The 21,011-nt window shown below is 36.7% G+C and carries 26 protein-coding genes; 10 read left to right on the top strand and 16 right to left on the bottom strand.

Features of this window, described 5'->3' with window-relative positions:
* Positions 1 to 34: 34 nt before the first annotated feature.
* Together cotY and exsF are read left to right on the top strand one after the other, a co-directional pair.
* Positions 35 to 508 (top strand): spore coat protein CotY, encoded by a 474-nt coding sequence (gene cotY, locus NLJ82_RS06370; protein ID WP_001277709.1) that lies wholly within the window; start codon positions 35 to 37, stop codon positions 506 to 508.
* A gap of 167 nt (positions 509 to 675) precedes the next feature.
* Positions 676 to 1,179 carry an exosporium protein ExsF gene (gene exsF, locus NLJ82_RS06365; protein WP_000492930.1) on the top strand — a complete coding sequence of 168 codons (504 nt, stop codon included), beginning with the start codon at positions 676 to 678 and terminating at the stop codon, positions 1,177 to 1,179.
* 78 nt (positions 1,180 to 1,257) lie between these two features.
* Here the strand turns inward: exsF and NLJ82_RS06360 are convergent, their stop codons facing one another.
* Both NLJ82_RS06360 and NLJ82_RS06355 read right to left on the bottom strand, forming a co-directional pair.
* On the bottom strand, positions 1,258 to 1,443 hold the full coding sequence (locus tag NLJ82_RS06360; protein ID WP_002194706.1) for a hypothetical protein: 186 nt from the start codon (positions 1,441 to 1,443) through the stop codon (positions 1,258 to 1,260).
* Between the two features lie 101 nt (positions 1,444 to 1,544).
* Positions 1,545 to 1,904, bottom strand: coding sequence for a DUF1360 domain-containing protein (locus tag NLJ82_RS06355; protein ID WP_000899663.1), 360 nt, complete (start codon positions 1,902 to 1,904; stop codon positions 1,545 to 1,547).
* A 125-nt stretch (positions 1,905 to 2,029) separates the two neighbouring features.
* Here NLJ82_RS06355 and exsY point away from each other — a divergent pair, with 125 nt between their 5' ends.
* Positions 2,030 to 2,488: an exosporium assembly protein ExsY gene (gene exsY, locus NLJ82_RS06350; protein WP_001277733.1), complete on the top strand. Its 459-nt coding sequence runs from the start codon at positions 2,030 to 2,032 to the stop codon at positions 2,486 to 2,488.
* Between the two features lie 60 nt (positions 2,489 to 2,548).
* Here the strand turns inward: exsY and NLJ82_RS06345 are convergent, their stop codons facing one another.
* The 10 genes from NLJ82_RS06345 to NLJ82_RS06300 form a co-directional block, all read right to left on the bottom strand.
* Entirely contained in the window at positions 2,549 to 3,091 is a 543-nt protein-coding gene (locus NLJ82_RS06345; protein ID WP_002027253.1) for a spore coat CotO family protein, read from the bottom strand.
* A gap of 141 nt (positions 3,092 to 3,232) precedes the next feature.
* Positions 3,233 to 4,003: an enoyl-ACP reductase FabI gene (gene fabI / locus NLJ82_RS06340; RefSeq protein ID WP_000421886.1), complete on the bottom strand. Its 771-nt coding sequence runs from the start codon at positions 4,001 to 4,003 to the stop codon at positions 3,233 to 3,235.
* Positions 4,004 to 4,111: 108 nt separating this feature from the next.
* Positions 4,112 to 4,966: a dTDP-4-dehydrorhamnose reductase gene (gene rfbD / locus NLJ82_RS06335; RefSeq protein ID WP_000664401.1), complete on the bottom strand. Its 855-nt coding sequence runs from the start codon at positions 4,964 to 4,966 to the stop codon at positions 4,112 to 4,114.
* An 11-nt stretch (positions 4,967 to 4,977) separates the two neighbouring features.
* Positions 4,978 to 5,946 carry a dTDP-glucose 4,6-dehydratase gene (rfbB, locus tag NLJ82_RS06330; protein ID WP_001024146.1) on the bottom strand — a complete coding sequence of 323 codons (969 nt, stop codon included), beginning with the start codon at positions 5,944 to 5,946 and terminating at the stop codon, positions 4,978 to 4,980.
* Between the two features lie 15 nt (positions 5,947 to 5,961).
* Positions 5,962 to 6,507: a dTDP-4-dehydrorhamnose 3,5-epimerase gene (gene rfbC / locus NLJ82_RS06325; protein WP_000451992.1), complete on the bottom strand. Its 546-nt coding sequence runs from the start codon at positions 6,505 to 6,507 to the stop codon at positions 5,962 to 5,964.
* A gap of 8 nt (positions 6,508 to 6,515) precedes the next feature.
* Positions 6,516 to 7,253 carry a sugar phosphate nucleotidyltransferase gene (locus NLJ82_RS06320; RefSeq protein ID WP_000676174.1) on the bottom strand — a complete coding sequence of 246 codons (738 nt, stop codon included), beginning with the start codon at positions 7,251 to 7,253 and terminating at the stop codon, positions 6,516 to 6,518.
* Positions 7,254 to 7,267: 14 nt separating this feature from the next.
* Entirely contained in the window at positions 7,268 to 7,948 is a 681-nt protein-coding gene (locus tag NLJ82_RS06315) for a glycosyltransferase family protein (RefSeq protein WP_000654997.1), read from the bottom strand.
* A 12-nt stretch (positions 7,949 to 7,960) separates the two neighbouring features.
* Positions 7,961 to 8,647 carry a glycosyltransferase family protein gene (locus NLJ82_RS06310; protein ID WP_001272381.1) on the bottom strand — a complete coding sequence of 229 codons (687 nt, stop codon included), beginning with the start codon at positions 8,645 to 8,647 and terminating at the stop codon, positions 7,961 to 7,963.
* Complete coding sequence (locus NLJ82_RS06305) at positions 8,644 to 9,333, bottom strand: class I SAM-dependent methyltransferase (protein ID WP_001087862.1); 690 nt, start codon at positions 9,331 to 9,333, stop codon at positions 8,644 to 8,646. Before NLJ82_RS06305 ends, NLJ82_RS06310 begins: the two co-directional genes overlap by 4 nt.
* A 151-nt stretch (positions 9,334 to 9,484) precedes the next feature.
* Complete coding sequence (locus tag NLJ82_RS06300) at positions 9,485 to 10,585, bottom strand: glycosyltransferase (protein WP_000932900.1); 1,101 nt, start codon at positions 10,583 to 10,585, stop codon at positions 9,485 to 9,487.
* Positions 10,586 to 10,750: 165 nt separating this feature from the next.
* Here NLJ82_RS06300 and NLJ82_RS06295 point away from each other — a divergent pair, with 165 nt between their 5' ends.
* The 7 genes from NLJ82_RS06295 (at position 10,751) to NLJ82_RS06265 (ending at position 18,168) form a co-directional block, all read left to right on the top strand.
* Complete coding sequence (locus NLJ82_RS06295) at positions 10,751 to 11,656, top strand: BclA C-terminal domain-containing protein (RefSeq protein WP_000069693.1); 906 nt, start codon at positions 10,751 to 10,753, stop codon at positions 11,654 to 11,656.
* 122 nt (positions 11,657 to 11,778) lie between these two features.
* The gene (locus tag NLJ82_RS06290; RefSeq protein WP_000428846.1) at positions 11,779 to 12,624 is read left to right on the top strand and encodes a TylF/MycF family methyltransferase; all 846 of its coding nucleotides are present in this window, start codon (positions 11,779 to 11,781) and stop codon (positions 12,622 to 12,624) included.
* A gap of 136 nt (positions 12,625 to 12,760) precedes the next feature.
* The gene (locus NLJ82_RS06285; protein ID WP_001004744.1) at positions 12,761 to 13,519 is read left to right on the top strand and encodes a class I SAM-dependent methyltransferase; all 759 of its coding nucleotides are present in this window, start codon (positions 12,761 to 12,763) and stop codon (positions 13,517 to 13,519) included.
* 6 nt (positions 13,520 to 13,525) lie between these two features.
* Positions 13,526 to 14,461: a glycosyltransferase family 2 protein gene (locus NLJ82_RS06280; RefSeq protein ID WP_000427735.1), complete on the top strand. Its 936-nt coding sequence runs from the start codon at positions 13,526 to 13,528 to the stop codon at positions 14,459 to 14,461.
* A 142-nt stretch (positions 14,462 to 14,603) separates the two neighbouring features.
* Entirely contained in the window at positions 14,604 to 15,764 is a 1,161-nt protein-coding gene (locus tag NLJ82_RS06275) for an FtsW/RodA/SpoVE family cell cycle protein (RefSeq protein WP_000654691.1), read from the top strand.
* Positions 15,765 to 15,838: 74 nt separating this feature from the next.
* Positions 15,839 to 16,579, top strand: coding sequence for a bis(5'-nucleosyl)-tetraphosphatase PrpE (gene prpE / locus NLJ82_RS06270; protein WP_000872680.1), 741 nt, complete (start codon positions 15,839 to 15,841; stop codon positions 16,577 to 16,579).
* Positions 16,580 to 16,779: 200 nt separating this feature from the next.
* A complete protein-coding gene (locus NLJ82_RS06265) occupies positions 16,780 to 18,168 on the top strand; it encodes a peptidase G2 autoproteolytic cleavage domain-containing protein (RefSeq protein WP_000730497.1) in 1,389 nt (462 codons plus the stop codon).
* A gap of 47 nt (positions 18,169 to 18,215) precedes the next feature.
* On the opposite strand, the gene NLJ82_RS06260 is transcribed toward NLJ82_RS06265, so the two are convergent.
* Genes NLJ82_RS06260 through NLJ82_RS06245 form a run of 4 tightly spaced genes read right to left on the bottom strand, consistent with a single transcriptional unit; the run spans position 18,216 to position 20,981 of the window.
* Positions 18,216 to 19,109 (bottom strand): RluA family pseudouridine synthase, encoded by an 894-nt coding sequence (locus NLJ82_RS06260; protein WP_001079092.1) that lies wholly within the window; start codon positions 19,107 to 19,109, stop codon positions 18,216 to 18,218.
* A 15-nt stretch (positions 19,110 to 19,124) separates the two neighbouring features.
* The gene (locus tag NLJ82_RS06255; RefSeq protein ID WP_000673184.1) at positions 19,125 to 19,922 is read right to left on the bottom strand and encodes an NAD kinase; all 798 of its coding nucleotides are present in this window, start codon (positions 19,920 to 19,922) and stop codon (positions 19,125 to 19,127) included.
* Positions 19,923 to 19,940: 18 nt separating this feature from the next.
* Entirely contained in the window at positions 19,941 to 20,579 is a 639-nt protein-coding gene (gene yjbM / locus NLJ82_RS06250) for a GTP diphosphokinase (RefSeq protein ID WP_001081482.1), read from the bottom strand.
* Positions 20,580 to 20,609: 30 nt separating this feature from the next.
* A complete protein-coding gene (locus NLJ82_RS06245; protein WP_001180003.1) occupies positions 20,610 to 20,981 on the bottom strand; it encodes a UPF0738 family protein in 372 nt (123 codons plus the stop codon).
* Positions 20,982 to 21,011 lie beyond the last annotated feature (30 nt).

Below are 21,011 nucleotides of genomic sequence, written 5' to 3'. Positions count from 1 at the left end.
TGTATGTCAGAACTCACGAGAAGGAGTGAACATAATGAGCTGCAATTGTAACGAAGACCATCATCATCATCACGATTGTGATTTCAACTGTGTATCAAATGTCGTTCGTTTTATACATGAATTACAAGAATGCGCAACCACGACATGTGGATCGGGTTGCGAAGTTCCATTTTTAGGTGCACATAATAGTGCATCCGTAGCAAATACACGTCCTTTTATTTTATACACAAAAGCTGGAGTACCTTTTGAAGCATTCGCGCCATCTGCCAGCCTTACTAGCTGCCGCTCTCCAATTTTCCGTGTCGAGAGTATAGATGATGATGATTGTGCTGTACTACGTGTATTAAGTGTAGTATTAGGTGATACCTCTCCTGTACCACCTACTGACGATCCAATCTGTACATTTTTAGCTGTACCAAATGCAAGATTAATATCGACTAACACTTGTCTTACTGTTGATTTAAGTTGCTTCTGCGCTATTCAATGCTTACGTGATGTTACGATTTAAAACTAAATAATGAGTTAAGCATGGATTGGGTGGCAGAATTATCTGCCACCCAATCCATGCTTAAAGAGTATTATTATGTAAATTTCTTAAAATTGGGAACTTGTCTAGAACATAGAACCTGTCCTTTTCATTAACTGAAAGTAGAAACAGATAAAGGAGTGAAAAACATGTTCTCTTCTGATTGCGAATTTACGAAAATTGATTGCGAGGCAAAACCAGCTAGTACACTACCTGCCTTCGGTTTTGCTTTCAACGCGTCTGCACCTCAGTTCGCTTCACTATTTACACCACTACTATTACCTAGCGTAAGCCCAAATCCAAATATTCCTGTTCCTGTAATAAATGATACAGTAAGTGTCGGAGATGGCATTCGAATTCTACGAGCTGGTATTTATCAAATCAGTTATACATTAACAATTAGTCTTGATAACTCACCTGTTGCACCAGAAGCTGGTCGTTTCTTCTTATCATTAGGTACACCAGCTAACATTATTCCTGGATCAGGTACAGCGGTTCGTTCTAACGTTATTGGTACTGGTGAAGTAGACGTATCCAGCGGTGTTATTCTGATTAACTTAAACCCTGGTGACTTAATTCAAATTGTACCAGTCCAGTTAATTGGAACTGTAGACATCCGTGCTGCAGCATTAACAGTTGCACAAATTAGCTAGTAAAAAGCGGTATTTCTAATACAGAAATACCGCTTTTTTATATGTATAATAAAAAACACTCACAGTAGCATGAGTGTTTCATTCTTCATAGTGTTTTATTGTGTTCTTCTTTTTCCCACAATTACATCCCTTTTTCTTCACAAATCCTTGTTGTTGCAATTGTTCTTGATATGCCTGTTGTTGTGCATAGTGCTGTTGCTGTATGTTATACCATTGCTGCAGGTCATATGAATTTTGCCTTGGATTATTGCTCACAGCAAACATCTCCTCTACTGTCAATTCTGTCTATTTACTATATGAACAACTCTTTATTTCCGTTCCCTCATTCTTTTAAACTCCGCTTTTTCTCGTATTATGGAAATATATTATTCTCCCATAAAATATCCTGTAATCGTTTCAATGATTGCTGCTGCTCCTGCAATAGCTAATAATGCAAGTAACGGCTCTGCAACGATCGGAATCCAATTATATAAGACTAATAAAAAAGCACTAACCCATACACCTGTACACCAATAACAGCTTAATAATTCGCCAACCCACTTTCTTAATCCTTTACCTTTTACTTTTGTAAAAGTTGATACACTTCCATCCGGTTCTGTAATCTCTAATTCGTCAATAAACGGTCTTCGCAAAAAAGCTGTAATTTTATCATAAACAATTAAACGGGTGAGCCTAAAAGCAGCTAACGCGAAAATAAAAAATAAAAGCCAACTTGTAAACAGCATAAATCCACCTTCCCTTATCCTCTTTCGCCTATTTAAAAAAAAAGGTCTTGAGATTGTGACCAAATCTCCTCGACTCCAATATCTTATTAATGTAAATACAAACAAGAAGATAAGGAGTGACATTAATGAGTTGTAACGAAAATAAACACCATGGCTCTTCTCATTGTGTAGTTGACGTTGTAAAATTCATCAATGAATTACAAGATTGTTCTACAACAACGTGTGGATCTGGTTGTGAAATTCCATTTTTAGGTGCACACAATACTGCATCAGTAGCAAATACACGTCCTTTTATTTTATACACAAAAGCTGGAGCACCATTTGAAGCATTCGCGCCATCCGCAAGCCTTACTAGCTGCCGATCTCCAATTTTCCGTGTGGAAAGTGTAGATGATGATAGCTGTGCTGTACTACGTGTATTAAGTGTAGTATTAGGTGATAGCTCTCCTGTACCACCTACTGATGACCCAATTTGTACGTTTTTAGCTGTACCAAATGCAAGACTAGTATCGACATCTACTTGTATTACTGTTGATTTAAGCTGTTTCTGTGCTATTCAATGCTTACGCGACGTTTCTATCTAATAAGTGAAGTAAACTAAAAAACTATTGGGGTGGTAGAAAATTTCTACCACCTTTACATATTTAAAAGCCGGCCATACTAATTGATTGGATATCCTCTATAGATAATTTAATATCTCGCATACTATTTGGCGGCATAATCGCTACAATTCCATTACGATACGATATGATTGATCCAACATATGAGACTGTAGCTGTTTTTATTCTGCACCTTACTTTCGGAATATAATGAGGGCGATTTAATAAAAAATGAATTTTCTCTTCATTATTCATATCCTTAAATGATTTATTATACGGAACAGTTCTCACTGGCTCTTGCTGTTCTTGTACTTGTTCCTCTTCTTCTATTTTTTCTTCTACTTGTTCTTCTTGTTGCTCTTCTTCTTGTTGTTCTTGTTGTTCTATTACCTCTTCCACAGCACTACTTACAACATTTTCGTTTCTATTCCTTTCCTCTTTTCTATCCTCATTTTCAAAGTTTGTTAAGATAATTCTTTTTATTTTCGGTGCGGCAAGTTCCAAACTTACTTGCGCAATATATAACAACGGTTTTCCAACTGTTGAACTTTTATTTTTATTCTTCACACTCGTCCCTCCCACTTCCATACGTAGCTGAATAAATCGTGTACTATTATAGTTATATTCATTACATGGTAAGAACTTTCGTTAAAAATCGTTCTTTCCAGTAACAAATAAAAAGGACAATCTCAACATATAGAGATTGTCCTTTAACATTTAATATTATATTTAACCTAGGATATGATACCCTGAATCAACGTGAATGTTTTCTCCTGTTACGCCGCGTGCTAAATCACTGAATAAGAATACTGCTGTATCTCCAACTTCTTCTTGCGTTGTTGTACGACGAAGTGGTGCGCGCTCCTCAATTTCTCTTAAGATTGAGTTAAAGTCGCCTACACCTTTTGCAGATAACGTACGAATTGGACCTGCAGAAATAGCGTTAACACGAATGCCATGTTGACCTAAATCGTTAGCTAAATACTTCACGCTCGCTTCTAATGAAGCTTTCGCAACACCCATAACGTTATAGTTTTTCACAACGCGCTCGCCGCCAAGATATGTTAACGTTAAAATATTTCCGCCTTCTGTCATTACTTTCTTCGCTTCTCTTGCTACAGCTGTTAAGGAGAATGCACTAATATTTTGTGCAAGTAAAAATCCATCGCGAGAAGTATCTACAAATTCACCTTTTAAGTCGTCACGATTTGCAAAAGCAATACAATGTGCTACACCGTGAATTGTACCAACTTCTTGTTTGATTGTTTCAAAGCAAGCTGTAAGTTCTTCATCATTTGTTACATCACAAGGTAATACAAGTGACTCTTGTCCTTCTAATGTATCCGCTAATTCACGAACGTTTCTCTCTAAACGTTCTCCTGCATATGTGAAGATTAATTTTGCACCTGCATTATGCAAAGAGCGAGCAATTCCCCATGCAATACTTCTTTGGTTCGCAACGCCCATAACAACAAATGTTTTCCCTTGTAATAGTTCCATGATATATCCTCCCAGAAATACTTATACTTGTTATTAGTACCTGATACTATAATTATAGTAACATAAAACCTCTTAAAGGCAAACAAAAAAGTCATTAACTTAAAATTGTTAATGACTTTTTGTTTCTATAAAAAAACGCTCTAATCCTTCTTCCCAAGAAGGCATTTGTAAAAAACCATTTAATCGCAGCATGTTATGTTGGAAAATAGAATATTTTGGTCTCGCTGCCGCCGATCCAAATTCTTCAGTTGAAACCGGTAATACATCCACTTTCATATTTGCATACGAAAATATTTTCTTTGCAAATTCAAACCAAGAACATGATCCTCTATTGGATACGTGATACGTACCGTATAAAGAAGTATGGATGAGCTTATTAATCATTATATTTAAATCCGCCACATACGTAGGAGAACCGATTTGATCCGCTACAACAGATACTTCTTCTCTTTCTTTCCCTAATCGCATCATCGTTTTCACAAAATTATTTCCATACTTACCATACAACCATGATGTACGAACGATAAAGTATTTATTATGTAACTCTTTGACGAACTGCTCTCCCGCATATTTAGAAGCCCCGTATATATTTATCGGCGCCGGATTATGAAATTCATCGTACCCCTCTGGTCTGTCGCCTTGAAATACATAATCCGTACTAATATAAACTAACTTCGCCCCAACTAATTGTGAAGCAACCGCTACATTTCGAGCCCCTATTGCATTTATTACATAAGCAAGATCTCGTTCTTTCTCAGCATGATCAACCTTCGTATACGCTGCACAATGAATAATTATATGTGGCCTTATTTTTTGTACCACTTGCTGCACTTGGGATATATTTGTTATATCTAGTAACTTTTTATCAAATGGATATATGTCATATTCTTCAGGATTTAACTCTTCTTGTAGTTGCTTTCCCAATTGACCATTTGCTCCTGTTATGATAATCCGTTCTTTCATTTATATGCCCCTTACTTTTTTAATGGTTTCCACCATTCCTCATTCTTCTCATACCATTGCACCGTTTCTTGTAACCCTTGCTCAAACGTATACTTCGGTTCCCAATCAAATTCATTCTTCATTTTCTCTGCATCAATCGCATAACGGCGGTCGTGTCCTAAACGATCTGTCACATATTCAATATCCTTTTCCGTTTTTCCTAAGAGAGTAATAATTTGTTCCACAACATCTATATTTGTTTTTTCATTATTTCCACCTATATTATATACTTCTCCTATACGTCCCTTATGCAAAACAACGTCAATCGCACGACAATGATCCGTTACATGTAACCAATCTCTTACATTTAATCCATCGCCATATAACGGTAATTTTTTTCCTTCGAGCGCATTCGTAACCATTAACGGAATTAATTTTTCAGGATATTGATACGGCCCGTAGTTATTGGAACAACGCGTTACTATAACTGGTAAGTGATATGTTTTATAATAAGATAAAGCTATCATATCGGCGCTCGCTTTGCTTGAAGAATATGGACTATTTGGAGCTAACGGGGTTTCCTCGGTAAATCGCCCTGTTTTTCCTAAAGAGCCATACACCTCATCCGTTGATACTTGCACGAGTTTAATATGCGGATATTTTTTTACTAATTCTAATAAGGTGACTGTCCCAATTACATTTGTATCATAAAAAGGAAGCGGATTTTCAATACTACGGTCCACATGTGATTCAGCTGCGAAATTGACAATGACTTGCACATCACGTTCCTTAATAACATGCTCCAGCAGCTCTCCATTTTGAATTTCACCTTTTACAAAATAGTAATTCGGATGATCTTGAATAGACTTTACATTATTTAAGTTTCCACTATATGTTAATGCATCAAAATTAATAATTTTATATGTTTCATAGCTTTGTAACATATAATGCACAAAATTACTTCCAATAAATCCGGCCCCACCTGTTACTAATATATTCATACACAACTCTCCTACTCAAAAACTATCTTCACATTCCTGAAGCGATGGTAATATTCGATCTTTATCAGACAAAATAGGGCTTGTTACCGGCCATGGAATTGCTAAGTCTTTATCATTCCAAAGTACCCCTGAGTCATGATTAGCACTATAATACTCATCTACTTTATACATAACAATAGTATGCGGGACAAGTGTACAAAAACCATGTGCAAATCCTTTTGGCACTAATAATTGCCGATGATTATCCGCGCTTAAAATATATCCTCTCCATTGTTTAAACGTTGGTGAATCTTTTCGCAAATCAACGATAACGTCATAAATTGCTCCTTGCATAACTTGAATAAGTTTCGTTTGTGCTTTCGGATTTTTTTGAAAGTGTAACCCCCGAATCGTTCCCGCTTCTGTCGAATACGAAACATTATCCTGTACAAATGAATACGTAACTCCTAATGTTTCTAGCACCTTCTTATTATAACTTTCAGTAAAAAAGCCACGCTCATCTCCAAATAACCTCGGTTCTAACAATTTTGCGTCGGTAAAGTTTGTTTCTATAACTTCCATATTCTCACCTATTCTCCGTTAAACTGTTTACCAAAGTTTATATCCCGCGCTAACATATTCGCCCTTTGAAGAGAAACATGAGTTCCTGCATCAGTCCACCAACCGCTCATTTCATTATAAGTAAGTACCTCACGTTTTAAATACCAATTATTGATATCTGTAATTTCAAGCTCTCCCCTTGCGGAAGGTTTTAATTCTTTTATATAAGAAAAGACTTTCGAATCATACAAATAAATTCCTGTGACTGCATAGGAACTTTTCGGCTCTTTCGGCTTTTCTTCAATTTCAATTATTTTGCCGTTTTGAATATTTGCTACGCCAAATCTCTCCGGATCATCTACAGATTGCAGCAGTACTTTCGCACCTTCTTTTTGATTTGCAAACTCTTCAACATACGGACGAATATCATCCGAAAAAATATTATCACCTAATATAACTACCATGCGATCATTCCCAACGAAATCTTCACAAAGCCCTAATGCTTGCGCAATTCCACCAGCCTTATCTTGCACACGATACGTAAAGGACACGCCAAACTCTTGACCGCTTCCTAAAAAACTAACAACATCTCCCATATGCTCTTTACCTGTAATAATCATAATATCTGTAATCTCGCATTGTTTCAGCTTATATACCGCATGATAAATCATTGGATAACGTCCAACAGGAAGCAAATGTTTATTCGTTACTTTCGTTATTGGGTATAACCTCGATCCAGTACCGCCTGCTAAAATAATCCCTTTCACTCTGCATCTCTCCCTTATGATGGAGATAATATATCTTTATACTGTTCTACAAACACTTTTCGATCTTTCTCATATGTATCCGCATCAAATTCATCTCCGTTATAATGAATACACCATAAATTTGATTGATTTGGGATACCAATTAAATAACCAGCCCTTTGAAACTCTAAAGACTGTGATACATCATAAAAGTGGAACCCTTGAAACAAATCTTCTCGCCACGGAATATCATACTGCGTTGCCATGAATAAGCCATCAATTGCCTGCACCGACATAAAAGATTGGCTTCCATAAAACCCCTGATCTAAATTTAATAGTTGATAATTCCGTCTTCTATACTCAATCACTTTCCCTACTAAATTTTTCCCTTCCCACCATATCCCGTTACTCGGTAAAAATTGGGCTCCAGCTACTCCAATTAAGCCGAGCTTTTCATTATCTTTAAACAGAGAAATAAGTGTATAAAACATCTCTCGATTAATAAGATAAGTGTCCTGATGTATATAAACCTTATACTTCGCGGGATATGAAAGCGCTCGGTTATATGCGCTTGCCATACTTTTCGCATCTCGTATCGGAAAAATTTGCACGACATAATCAGGGGGAACAAAAAGGTTTCTTATTTGTCTCTCGCATTGTTCAAATAGCTCTTCATTATTTACACAGACAACAACTAATATTGTACGATCCTTCATTTTGTAGCCCCTCTATTCGTCTTGATTTACATCTGACATATAGTTCTCCACAAATATCTTTCTATACTTGTCATAGTTGGTCATATTTACATCAATATGATAGTGAATGCACCACGCATCACGCTGTACAGGAACCCCAACTGTATAGCCAGCTTTTCTAAATTCAAATGACTGAGATACATCATAATAGTCAAACCCATCAAACAAGTCTTCTCGCCACGGAATATCGTATTGCGTTGCCATCAATAAACCGTCTATACATTCCACAGGCATAAATGTTTTTGACTCATGGTACGGTTGTTCTTGCGTTGCCATATAAAATAAATCGTTCATATAACCAATTACTTTCCCAACAACTCCCTTGCCTTCATTCCATATCCCGTTTGGAGGAACATACTGGGCTCCAATCATTCCAATCATTCCAAGATGTTCATGTTCGTTAAATAATTGAAGTAATCCGTATAAAAATGCCACATTCATAATGAAAACATCTTGGTGTATATATACTTTATATTTCGCTGGATGCGAAATCGCTTGATTATATCCGCTCGTCATACTTTTCGCATTCCGAATTGGCATAAATTGTACAATATATCCTGGAGGCACTGCCAATCTCAATATATGCCGTACACACTGTGCATACATTTTCCGATCATTTATACATGTAACAAATAATATTGTTTTTTCACCAGCACTCATAACTGTGATTTTTCTGCTTCAATAATATACTGAAATACGACCGTCTCAGCCATGAAGCCACTTCCAAGACGATATTTCTTACAAATTCCATATAACTCCTCAATTAACGGTTCATACACTTTATGATCAATATATACACGATCTACTTTACTAATCGAATATCCTGCTTTTAAAAACATTCGGAGCATTTCATTAAATGTAAAGAAACGAATATGCGTTTTATCTAATAAACCATATTCTGTATACGTCCAATTTCCAGCAAGTAACGGTGCTAATACTGAAATGTGAGCAACGTTTGGTATACTTGCTAAAATCACACCATTTTCTTTTATATATGGCTTTACTTTTTCTATTACAGCCCAAGGATCAAATAAATGCTCTAATACGTCACCAAATATAACGCAATCAAATTGCTCCTCCTCGTACGGCATATCCATTGTTTCTATATCGCCTAAAACGACATGATCTAGTTTTTCTTTTGCTTGTTCTGCCGCCTCTGGGAATGCCTCAATTCCAGATACACGTGTGCCATTTTCTTTTATGGCAGCTCCCAATGCACCACTCGAGCAACCGATATCAAGAACTTCTTTCCATTCCTTTTTTATATGCTTTAATAAATTCGGATTCACTGCATTATAATAATGCCCAGACTTTTCTTCGTATAAAGAATTTTTTGGGGAATTCATTTTACACACTCCTTATGCAAATTGAATTTGAAATATAAATCTCATTTAAAGTCTATAAATGTAACCTGTACTAGTTACATTGCCGATACTTTACTATATAGCCAATCTATTAGAGTTAGAATCGCGATGAGCCATTTCTAAAAAAAGCTGCCTATAACGATTTATATTGTTTATCAAAAACACTCCGAAAATATTTGCGGTTATATTCGATTGCAGCATTATTTGGAACATAAGCAGCCGCTAATTCGTTGTAATAATAAGCTTTGTCTTGATCTCCTAACTTGCTATAACAAATACACATTTGTAAATAGGGAAGCCATGTGTAGCTCGCTGGACTATGAAATGGACTCTCCGTCGCCATTGGTACTTCCGTTGCAAGTTTAAACCAAAATATCGCTTCGTTATATTTTTGTTGTTCCATATATATATATCCTATTCTTGTACAATTCTCCCCTCTAGGAACATCATATCGAAACGACTTCACGCAAGATTCAATTGCCTTTTCCCATGATCCAAGCTTTGCATAGCAATCTCCTAACTTACCACATGCATAAATTTTCTCTTCATACCATCCTTCATCTTGATTAAGAAATGTTTCATATAGCATAACTGCATCATCATATTTTTGGTTATCCATAGATTCATTAGCGTAATAAAATAAATCTCTCGGACTCAATTCTTCTCCTGCAGCTACAGCATTTTGAAAAATTTTCAAATTACGATTTGTTACCTTTTTTTCTTTTTTATGTGTAATAGCAACATTACTACTAAAAGTTTCACCAGAAATAGCTAAATACTCATGAACCTTTCCAAACCATTGAAATTGTTTTTCACGCTTTACAAGTCGATTTCTTTTTGTACAATATAAAGGTTTCCCGCTAGAATCCAATGCAAGATGATACGGCATCGAAACAGCATCAATTTTAGGATCTAATTCTCTTTTTAAAAGTTTCAATGCTTCTTGAGCATCTTCTAATAATACGTCATCTGCATCTAGCCACAATATATACTCTTGCGTTGCTTTTGAAAAAGAAAAATTTCTTGCTGCTGCAAAATCATTAATCCATGGAAAGTCATATATGTTAGAGGTATATTGAGCTACAATTTCTTTCGTTCGATCAATGGAACCTGTATCAACTATAATAATTTCATCAACAATTTTTTCGACTGCATCTAAACATCGACCTATTGTATCTTCCTCATCTCGAACAATCATACATAAACTAATTGTAATTCCTTGCTTGTTCAACATAATCACCCTCTTCCAAATCAATCATATGTTATACATACAATAAACTTTCCACTTTTTTAACTTGCACAAGCAGTTTAAGATTTCTTTTCAATAATTCAAATGTCCGTGTCATTTTCTTTCGGTTTTGCATCTACTATATAATGAACGCTTTATGGAGGTGAATTTATGTCAAATAATAATTATTCAGATGGATTGAATCCCGATGAATCTTTATCAGCTAGTGCATTTGACCCTAATCTTGTAGGACCAACATTACCACCAATACCACCGTTTACCCTTCCGACTGGGCCAACTGGACCGACTGGACCAACTGGGCCGACTGGGCCAACTGTACCAACTGGGCCAACTGGGCCAACTGGGCCAACTGGACCGACTGGACCGACTGGGCCAACTGGTACAACTGGTACAACTGGTACAACTGGTACAACTGGACCAACTGGTGCTACTGGACCGACTGGGCCAACTGGTACAACTGGTACGACTGGACCAACTGGGCCAACTGGTACAACTGGTACGACTGGATCAACTGGGCCAACTGGTGACACTGGTGCTACTGGACCGACTGGGCCAACTGGTGACACTGGTGCTACTGGACCGACTGGGGCTACCGGACCGACTGGGCCAACTGGACCGACTGGGCCAACTGGACCGACTGGACCATCAGGGCTTGGACTTCCAGCAGGATTATATGCATTTAACTCCGGTGGGATTTCTTTAGATCTAGGAATTAATGATCCACTACCATTTAATACTGTTGGATCTCAGTTTGGTACAGCAATTTCTCAATTAGATGCTGATACTTTCGTAATTAGTGAAACTGGATTCTATAAAATCACTGTTATCGCTAATACTGCAACAGTCAGTGCATTAGGAGGTCTTACAATCCAAGTGAATGGAGTACCTGTACCAGGTACTGGATCAAGTTTAATCTCACTTGGAGCACCTATCGTTATTCAAGCAATTACGCAAATTACGACAACTCCATCATTAGTTGAAGTAATTGTTACAGGGCTTGGATTATCATTAGCTCTTGGTACGAGTGCATCCATTATTATTGAAAAAATCGCTTAAATTTTTACTTAGCAGTAAAACTGATATCAGTTTTACTGCTTTTTCATTGGTAAATTCAATCATTAAATCCTTCTTTTCTACATAGTCATAATGTTGTATGACATTCTTCAGGAGGCACTTATATGGAAAATAAATCGGCTGTCCAGCTTTATCTCGAGTTATTAAAGAAAACAATTTTATTTGAAATATGGTTGGAATACGAACCATACTTACCTGCTTCGTTACATATTTCTAAAGAACTATCATATGAACCAGTTACGGTTCCCCTTCCTTTATTTCTTAAGCAGTATATAGAAAATCACAATTTAAAAATCGTTAATCCTAACGTTTCAAACAATGAGCGTCAAGGTGGCAAGGATTGGCCAAGAGCTGCACATAGTATGGTTGGGCGAAAACGTATGAATCAATTACAAGAGGCGATGGAAACTGTAGTCAAGGAAAATATAGAAGGTGATTTTATTGAAACTGGTGTATGGCGCGGAGGATCATGCATTTTTATGAATGGGTTTTTACAAGCAAACAACATTAAGGATCGTACTGTATGGGTTGCCGATTCATTTGAAGGTCTACCCGCACCTAACTTAGAACAATATCCGAAAGATTACGGTGATTATTTGCACACATTCGATTACTTACGAGTTTCTTTAGAAACAGTGCAAGAAAACTTTAGAAAATATGATTTATTAAATGATCAGGTGAAATTTTTAAAGGGTTGGTTTAAAGATACATTGCCTTCAGCACCGATAGAAAAAATTGCAATTGCACGCCTTGATGGTGATATGTATGAATCAACGATGGATAGTCTTGTAAATTTATACGATAAAGTTTCAATAGGTGGCTTTATTATTATTGATGATTATGGACTGATAACATGCGCAGAGGCTGTAACAGATTTCAGAAGTGAAAGAAACATAAAAACTCCTATGACTCAAATCGATGATTTCGGTATTTTTTGGAGAAAAGAATAGAACAAAAAAATATTTAGTTGAGGGGTACTATTATACTACTAATTCATGAAAACCAATCTTGTAATGAATAAAAGCAAAGCTCCCCTCAATATAAAGTAGAAATTTCCTACTTTACTATAAGAAAGGTGTGAATTTTTTGAACGAAAATGAGAAAAAAATCACATTAATCCCACCTCCAGAACTTGTTCAATATGTAGGTGGTCATTTTGAAGAAGTTGGAAAAGAATTTATGCAGTATTTTATTGAAATTGGCAATTTAAAATCAAATGAAACAGTGTTAGATGTAGGCTGTGGTATCGGCCGGATGGCGGTTCCATTAATGAACTATTTAAGCAATGATGGTAATTATTATGGATTTGACTTATTTAATAAGGGAATTACATGGTGCAAAAATAACATTTCAACACGCCGTAACAATTTCCATTTTGAACATGTCGATATATATAACCAATTCTACAATCCCGATGGAAAAGAAGATGCTTCCCAATACAAGTTTCCATATGAAGATGAATCATTCGATTTTATTTTTTTAACGTCTGTATTTACCCATCTTCTTCCGAAAGAATTAGAACATTACGTACGCGAGATTGCACGAGTTCTGAAAAAAGATGGGAGATGTTTTATTACTTTCTTTTTAATTAATCCTGAATCTTCCTATTACTTAAATGCAGGACTAAGTCCGTTAGGTTTTTACCATCAAATTGACAATTGTTATGTTCTAAATAAAGATATCCCGAATTTCGCAGTTGCCTATCTTGAGGAAGATATTCGTACTCTATTAAATAAATATGGGCTAGAAATGCAGACTCCTCCCCATTATGGTTCATGGTGTGGCAGAACTGAACACACAAGTTATCAAGATATTATTCTTACACAGAAAATTTCTGAAAGGTAGTTGTATATGGAAAACATAAAAAATGTACCTCTCGTTTCCATCCTTATTCCTACCTATAATCGGCCACATTATTTTAAAATTGCTCTAGAAAGTGCATTAGCACAAACGTATTCAAATATTGAAATTATTGTAGGAGACGATAGCACAAATAATGAAACAGAAAAATTAATATACAGAGATTATTTACATAAGCATAAACATATAACGTACATTCGAAACCCCTCTACTTTAGGACAATTTCATAACGCCCTTATGCTTTTAGAACAATCAAATGGAGAGTACATAAATTTCTTAATGGACGATGATATATTTTATAATAATAAAATTGAAAAAATGATGTTTTATTTCCAAAAAGACTTAGATCAAAATCTCGCACTTATTACATCTTATCGTACTTGGATTAATGATGATGGAGAGATAATTGAACAACACCCCTCCATGAAAAGATTATATGATGAAGATACTCTATTAAATGGGAAAGATCTTGGAAACCATATGCTTATACTAGGGCAAAATATTATTGGTGAACCTACGACTGTACTCTTTCGAAAACGCCTATTAACAGAACCTTTCGGTACTTTAAATGGTAGAAATTATAATTGTAGTGTGGATATGGCTTCTTGGATCAGTTTACTTTCCAAAGGTGATGCAATCTATATTACGGAACCTTTAAGTTCTTTCCGCCTTCATACGGGACAGCAAGTACATCACAAATACCTTGAAGGTTGCGAAGATTTTTCACATCTCGTTTTACATTCAAAAAAATATGGTTTTCTACAAGAGACTGACTATTACAAAACGAGTCTGTTAAAAGCTTGCGAATGGTATAAAAACGCTACAACATTTTATCAGCTATATCCAGAACTCATTCCAACGACCGATACACATACTCGCCTTTCTCATTGTTTGAATATAGTTACAAAAGAACTCCATGCAATCTAATCCATCACAAGGGGGAATTCCTTCCTTGTGATGTATGACTTCCCGCAAATAGTGGAATAAATGTATGCATAGTCTGCTTGTATATTATTTTTTTCATGACATAATCCATATATTTACTAGGCGATAGAAAGGAATACATACATTGAAAGATCCAAATTCTCAATATCAAATAGACTACGTATTACTATGCATCTTATTTGCCATTGGGACTGTTAGTTGCTTTGCAATTGCAAGTGCACAAGCCTCTTTACCACCATTTTTGCAACATGTAAATTTTGTATTAAAGCAAATCCAGTGGTACTTCATTGGATTCATAGCCATTGGTGTTATTATGATTATCGATTTCGATCGTTATCAAAAAATTGCTTGGTATTTATATAGCTTTGCATTGGTACTACTAATTGGACTAGAACTTCAAGTACCAGGTGCCATTACAATTAAAGGTGCGACCGCTTGGTACAGGCTCCCAGGCATCGGAAATTTCCAGCCTTCTGAAATTATGAAATTGTTTTTAATTATCGTCACCGGACGAATTATAGCAAATCACAATGAGAAATATTTTTACCGAACAATACACGATGATTTTTTATTACTCGGAAAAATATGCGCAACAAGTTTACCGCCCCTACTACTTATCGCAAAGGAACCTGATTTAGGAAACACAATGGTAATTTCAGCTATGCTTGCAGCAATGATATTAGTTTCTGGTATACGTTGGCGTTTTATTTTCGGGATAGCTTCCGGTATCTTTGCAGCTGGCGTTACATTAACGTATATTTTTTTTACTCATACAAAATTCTTTAAAGCACACATTTTACAAGAATATCAATTAAATCGCTTCTACGGCTGGTTAGCTCCATACAAATATGATGCGCAAGGCTATCAATTAAGACAAGCTTTCTTAGCTACTGGATCAGGAGAAATGCAAGGAAAAGGTTGGGAAAATGGACAAGTATACTTTCCAGAACCACATACAGATTTTATTTTCACAAATGTCGCTGAGCAATTCGGATTTTTAGGCGCAAGCGTCATTATTGCACTTTTTTTCCTACTTATTTTCCGCATGATTCATATCGCTATAGAAAGTAATGACCCTTTCGGTAGTTACATCTGCGCTGGTACAATCGGAATGTTTACTTTTCAAGTATTTCAAAATATCGGGATGACAATCGGACTACTACCTATTACAGGAATCACATTACCCCTTATGAGCTACGGAGGAAGCTCCTTACTCACATACATGATAGCGATTGGATTTGTTTTAAACGTCCGCTCAAGAACGAAAATCTTTATGTTCAACTGAAGCACAAAAACGGTATATTTTTATCTCTATCCTTTTTTAGATATACTAATGAAAAATATGATGGAGGTTTAAATATGAAATATGACATTATAGGGGATATTCATGGATGCTTCCAAGAGTTTCAAGATTTAACGAAAAAACTCGGATATAACTGGAATAGTGACTTACCGATTCACCCTGATCAACGTAAGCTTGCTTTTGTTGGCGATATCACAGATCGCGGTCCTCATTCATTACGTATGATTGAAATTGTATGGGAACTTGTCATAAATAAAAAAGTAGCGTATTACGCTCCGGGAAATCACTGCAATAAACTATACCGATTTTTCCTTGGACGTAATGTGACAATCGCTCATGGACTCGAAACAACTGTTGCCGAATATGAAGCACTACCTTCTCATCAACAAAACATGATAAAAGAAAAATTCATCACACTTTACGAGCAATCCCCTTTATATCACGTACTCGATGAAAAAAGGTTAATTGTGTGTCACGCCGGCATTCGGCAAGATTACATAGGAAGAAAAGATAAAAAAGTACAAACCTTTGTATTATACGGCGATATTACAGGAGAAAAACATGCTGACGGTTCACCTGTCCGTCGCGACTGGGCGAAGGAGTATAAAGGAACATCTTGGATTGTATATGGACATACACCCGTAAAAGAACCTCGCTTTGTAAATCATACAGTCAATATTGACACTGGTGCTGTATTTGGTGGCAAACTAACTGGACTACGTTATCCTGAAATGGAGATTGTTTCCGTTCCTTCCTCCCTGCCTTTTGTCCCTGAGAAATTCCGCCCAATTTCATAACTCATATGTGTAAGGATTACCGTATCTTTTAGGCGTCTCTCATATAAAGTGAAACTTTAATCAGCCCTCACCAATCCCACTTTAATGGGCAGCCCGCCCATTAAAGTGGGATAAAAATTGGGTAAAGTCATTAAAAAAAGATGCAATAAAGTGCATCTTTTTTTAATGACACGGCATATACTGTCGCAGGAGGTGACAGAATGAAGAAAAAATCTTCTAAACAAAAAAGAAAATGCCCGCCTTTTTATCTGCCCATGTACGGAATTAACAACTGGTGCAGCATTCGAGCTGCAGCTGTAGAAGAACTGGAAGAACAAGAGGCTTCCACAAAAAACAAAGATAGACCAAAATATGTCTCATTACAGAATGCTGTAATGAGCCGCATAATTGATAATAGAAAAGCAAAGATGCAGCAAAAAAATAAACCTCTCTCTACTCATATTGAACAGATTGTGCCTTCTGAGCAAGTAGAGAAGAATACAGAAGAAAACAGCCCTGTAGCAATAAATAAAAAAGCGGAAGCAGAAATTCCAGCTGCTATTATAAATCAAGTAAAAAAAATTAAAGAAGCATTAGTACCATCAGGTGATATACAAACAGAAAAAACGATTATCATTCAGACCCCTACATCTGAAAATAAAAAAGTAAAAAAAGATGGGCGGTATGCATATGCAGAGGGTCTTCACTCTCATGCAGAGGGTACAGCTTCACATGCAGAAGGACTTCTCACACATGCAAAAGGTTCTTTCTCTCATGCAGAAGGATCAAAAACAAAAGCAACTGGACATAGTTCCCATAGTGAAGGAAGTGAAACGACAGCAGGTGGCTCCTATTCTCATGCGGAAGGTAAACATACAATCGCTTTAGGCGAAGCAGCACATGCAGAAGGAACCGCGACTATCGCTAACGGATTCTCTTCTCATGCGGAAGGTAATCATACATCAACAGCTCATTTTGCAGGTAGCCATATTATGGGGCGCTTCGGCACAGCAGATGAATCTTATTCTTGGTTTATTGCAAACGGCACAAATGAAACCGATCATAATATCGGTGCAAAGTGGCTTGCTCATAATGGAGAAATGTACATTGAGGGCGCTTCTTACAATGCAAGCGGAACTGATTTTGCGCAAATGTTTGAAACAGTAGACAATACTTTTATTGATGTAGGTTATTTCGTTACATTTAGTAGCGAAGAAAAAATTCGAATCGCTACTTCAAACGATTCATTCATCTTAGGAATATCTAGTGCCACCCCCGCTCTTATAGGAAATAGCGGTGCTTTAAGTTGGCAAAAACGCTATAAAACAGATAGCTTCGGAAAACGTCAATATGTACGTACGGAATCGCAAGACATACAACCGCTTTTAAATACAGAATGGGATCCAGCTTGCAAATATATAGCAAGAAAAGACCGTAACGAGTGGCTTCCTGTCGGATTAATTGGACAAATGTTAGTACGTGATGACGGTACTTGCGAAACGCATGGATATTGTCGTCCAAATAACGATGGCATTGCTACAAAATCTGAAAGTGGCTTTTTCGTTATAAAGCGCACGGGCGACAATCAAATTTTAATATTATTCCGCTAAGAAAAAGGGAACAAAATTCTTCATTACATAAGAATTTTGTCCCCTTTTTAAATATGTCTTAATATCGCTTGCATATCGCTTGGAATCGGTGTAGTGAAAGACATTTCTTTCTCTAAAATAGGATGATAAAACGTCAAGGATGTACTGTGAAGCGCTTGTCGTTTCATTTCATCTCTTTTTCCACCATATAAATTATCGCCAAGTAGCGGATGTCCTATGTACGCCATATGCACACGAATTTGATGCGTTCTCCCTGTATCGAGCTCAAGTGATACGTGCGTCTTATGATTGACGCTATCGATCACTCTAAAATGAGTAACGGCTCTTTGCCCCTCCTCACAAACGGTTCGCTCAATAATGCTATCCGATTTTCGTCCAATCGGTGCGTCAATCGTTCCTTCTTTTTCTACCATCTCACCGTGAACAATCGCTTCATACGTTCTTTTCACAGCTTTTTGTTGATGCTGTTTCGATAAAAGATGATGTACGAAACGATTTTTTGCAATAAGCATAAGCCCTGAAGTATCACGATCTAACCTCGTTACGATGTGAACCGTACTTGTAAGATGTCGCTTATCATAATGAGATAAGAGCGCATTCGCAACACTTCCTGCCGGATGTTCTCTAGACGGGATCGTTGACATGTTTGCCTCTTTGTTTATGACAAGAACTGCATCATCTTCATATACGATACATAAAGGAATATCTTCAGCAATCATCCCTTCACTTCTTTCCTCTACTGGAAAAAAGACACGTAATTCTTCACCAGCTTGCAACTGATGACGAACGCTCGCATGTTGACCATTTACTTCTATAGATCCGCCATGAAACTTTATATCCGTTAATGCAGCTTTGGAGATTCCTTTTGTTTTTAAAAATTCTCTAACTAAAGTTCCTTCCTCAGCCGAGTCTATATCCCATTTCAATGTAAATCTGTTCAAATATATAAACCCTTTCTATTTATCTGCAACAAACGAGTCACGAACTCGTTTCCAGAACGGAAATGGACGGAAACGAACGAATCGTACTTTCTCATTTGCCACGCGATACTGAATTGATTTCACATCTTGATGAACCATCGTTAAATGGTCCACCGTAATTTGTAAGTTCATTCCTGCCGTCGGCTTCAGCACGCATGTATGATGTTTCGGCAATACGAGCGGCGAACCTACCGTACGAAACACCCGGTTATTAATAGATGCCATTTCCGCAATTTGAATCGCTTCAATAGAAGGGTGAATAATTGCTCCGCCAAGCGCCTTATTATACGCAGTACTTCCCGAAGGAGTAGAAATACAAAGGCCATCCCCGCGGAACGTTTCAAAGTACTCTCCGCGTATTTCCACTTCTGTTACTAATGTACCTTCTGCACTTTTTACAGTCGCTTCATTCATCGCTAAATACTGCGACTCTTTACTCCCATTCACATAGCGAATAATCACTTCTAAAAGCGGATATTCCACCACTTGGAATGGTGTTTTAGCAATTGCAATTACTAATTTCTCTACTTCTGTCGGTAACCAATCTGCATAGAAACCTAAATGCCCTGTATGTACACCAACAAATGCTGTTTCATCCAATCGATTATAATAACGATGAAACGCATATAAAAGCGTTCCATCTCCCCCAACAGAAATTACAATATCGGGTTCCTTTTCATCCATTATAAATCCAAAATCTAGCAAGTATTCTTTCATCGTGCTTGCCAGTGCATCTGATGATTGATCTCCCTTTGACATAATTGTAAATTTCATCGCCCAACACCCTTTAGTTTATGATTCGGAATCTTTCGTTTCTTGCTTTCTTGAAAAAGCTTTCTGCGCTTCTTGAATTTCAAGACGGATAGAAGACATTTCTTCATCTAATAAAAATGCTGCTTCCGCTGCACGTTGCAAGCGTATTTTAATATCTTCAGGAAAACGTCCACTATATTTATAATTTAAAGAATGCTCAATTGTTGCCCAAAAGTTCATTGCTAGCGTACGTATTTGGATTTCTACCAATACTTTTTGTTCACCTTGAATCGTTTGAACTGGGTAACTAATGACAACGTGATAAGAACGATAACCGCTATCTTTCTTCTGCGTGACGTAATCACGTTCTTCCACGATTTCAAAGTCATTTCGTTTTCGAAGATATTCTACAACAGGCTTAATCTCATCAACAAATTGACACATCATTCGAAGGCCCGCGATATCTTGCATATCTTCTCTTAGCCTGTCTAACGGTACATTTCTCTTCTCCGCTTTATCAATAATACTTGCAACCGACTTTACCCTTCCTGTTACAAACTCAATTGGAGAATGCTCTGTTAACATTGCAAATTGAGTACGCATTCCTTTTAGTTTCACTTTCAGCTCTGCCACCGCTTGGTGGTAAGGTGCTAAAAATTCTTCCCAATTTCGATTCATTTCAACCACCACCAAAATCAATCCATTTGCTTATAGAAATACTTTTTCTACAGCAGTTACTAGTTCTTCTCCGTAATTTGCATTACCTTCAATATTTTCAACTAAATATTCTACTTCTTCTTTTAAACCTTCTAATTCCATTTCAATGTCATTCACGCGAACGAACATAACCACGTCGTTATTCATCGCTTCATGCATTGCTTCCCAGCATGTATGCGGAATGCTTACATAAATGAAAGATGATTCGTTTTCTAAGATATATAAAAATGATAAATTATCTGAGTCTACAAGTACGTGATTACGCGCACTTAACTCCTTTACCTCTATTTCACTATTTTCCGCACAAAAAATAAGAGCATTCTCTCTCTTTTCTACGCTCTTAACTTGGATTTTATTTTGCATGCTCTAACTCCTCCATCTCAACTTCCTGTC

This window comes from Bacillus paranthracis, assembly GCF_024296885.1.
In the GTDB taxonomy this organism is placed as follows: Bacteria; Bacillota; Bacilli; order Bacillales; family Bacillaceae_G; genus Bacillus_A; species Bacillus_A paranthracis.
Note: the sequence above shows the minus strand (reverse complement) of the source record. Positions and strands in the feature narration are given on the sequence as shown.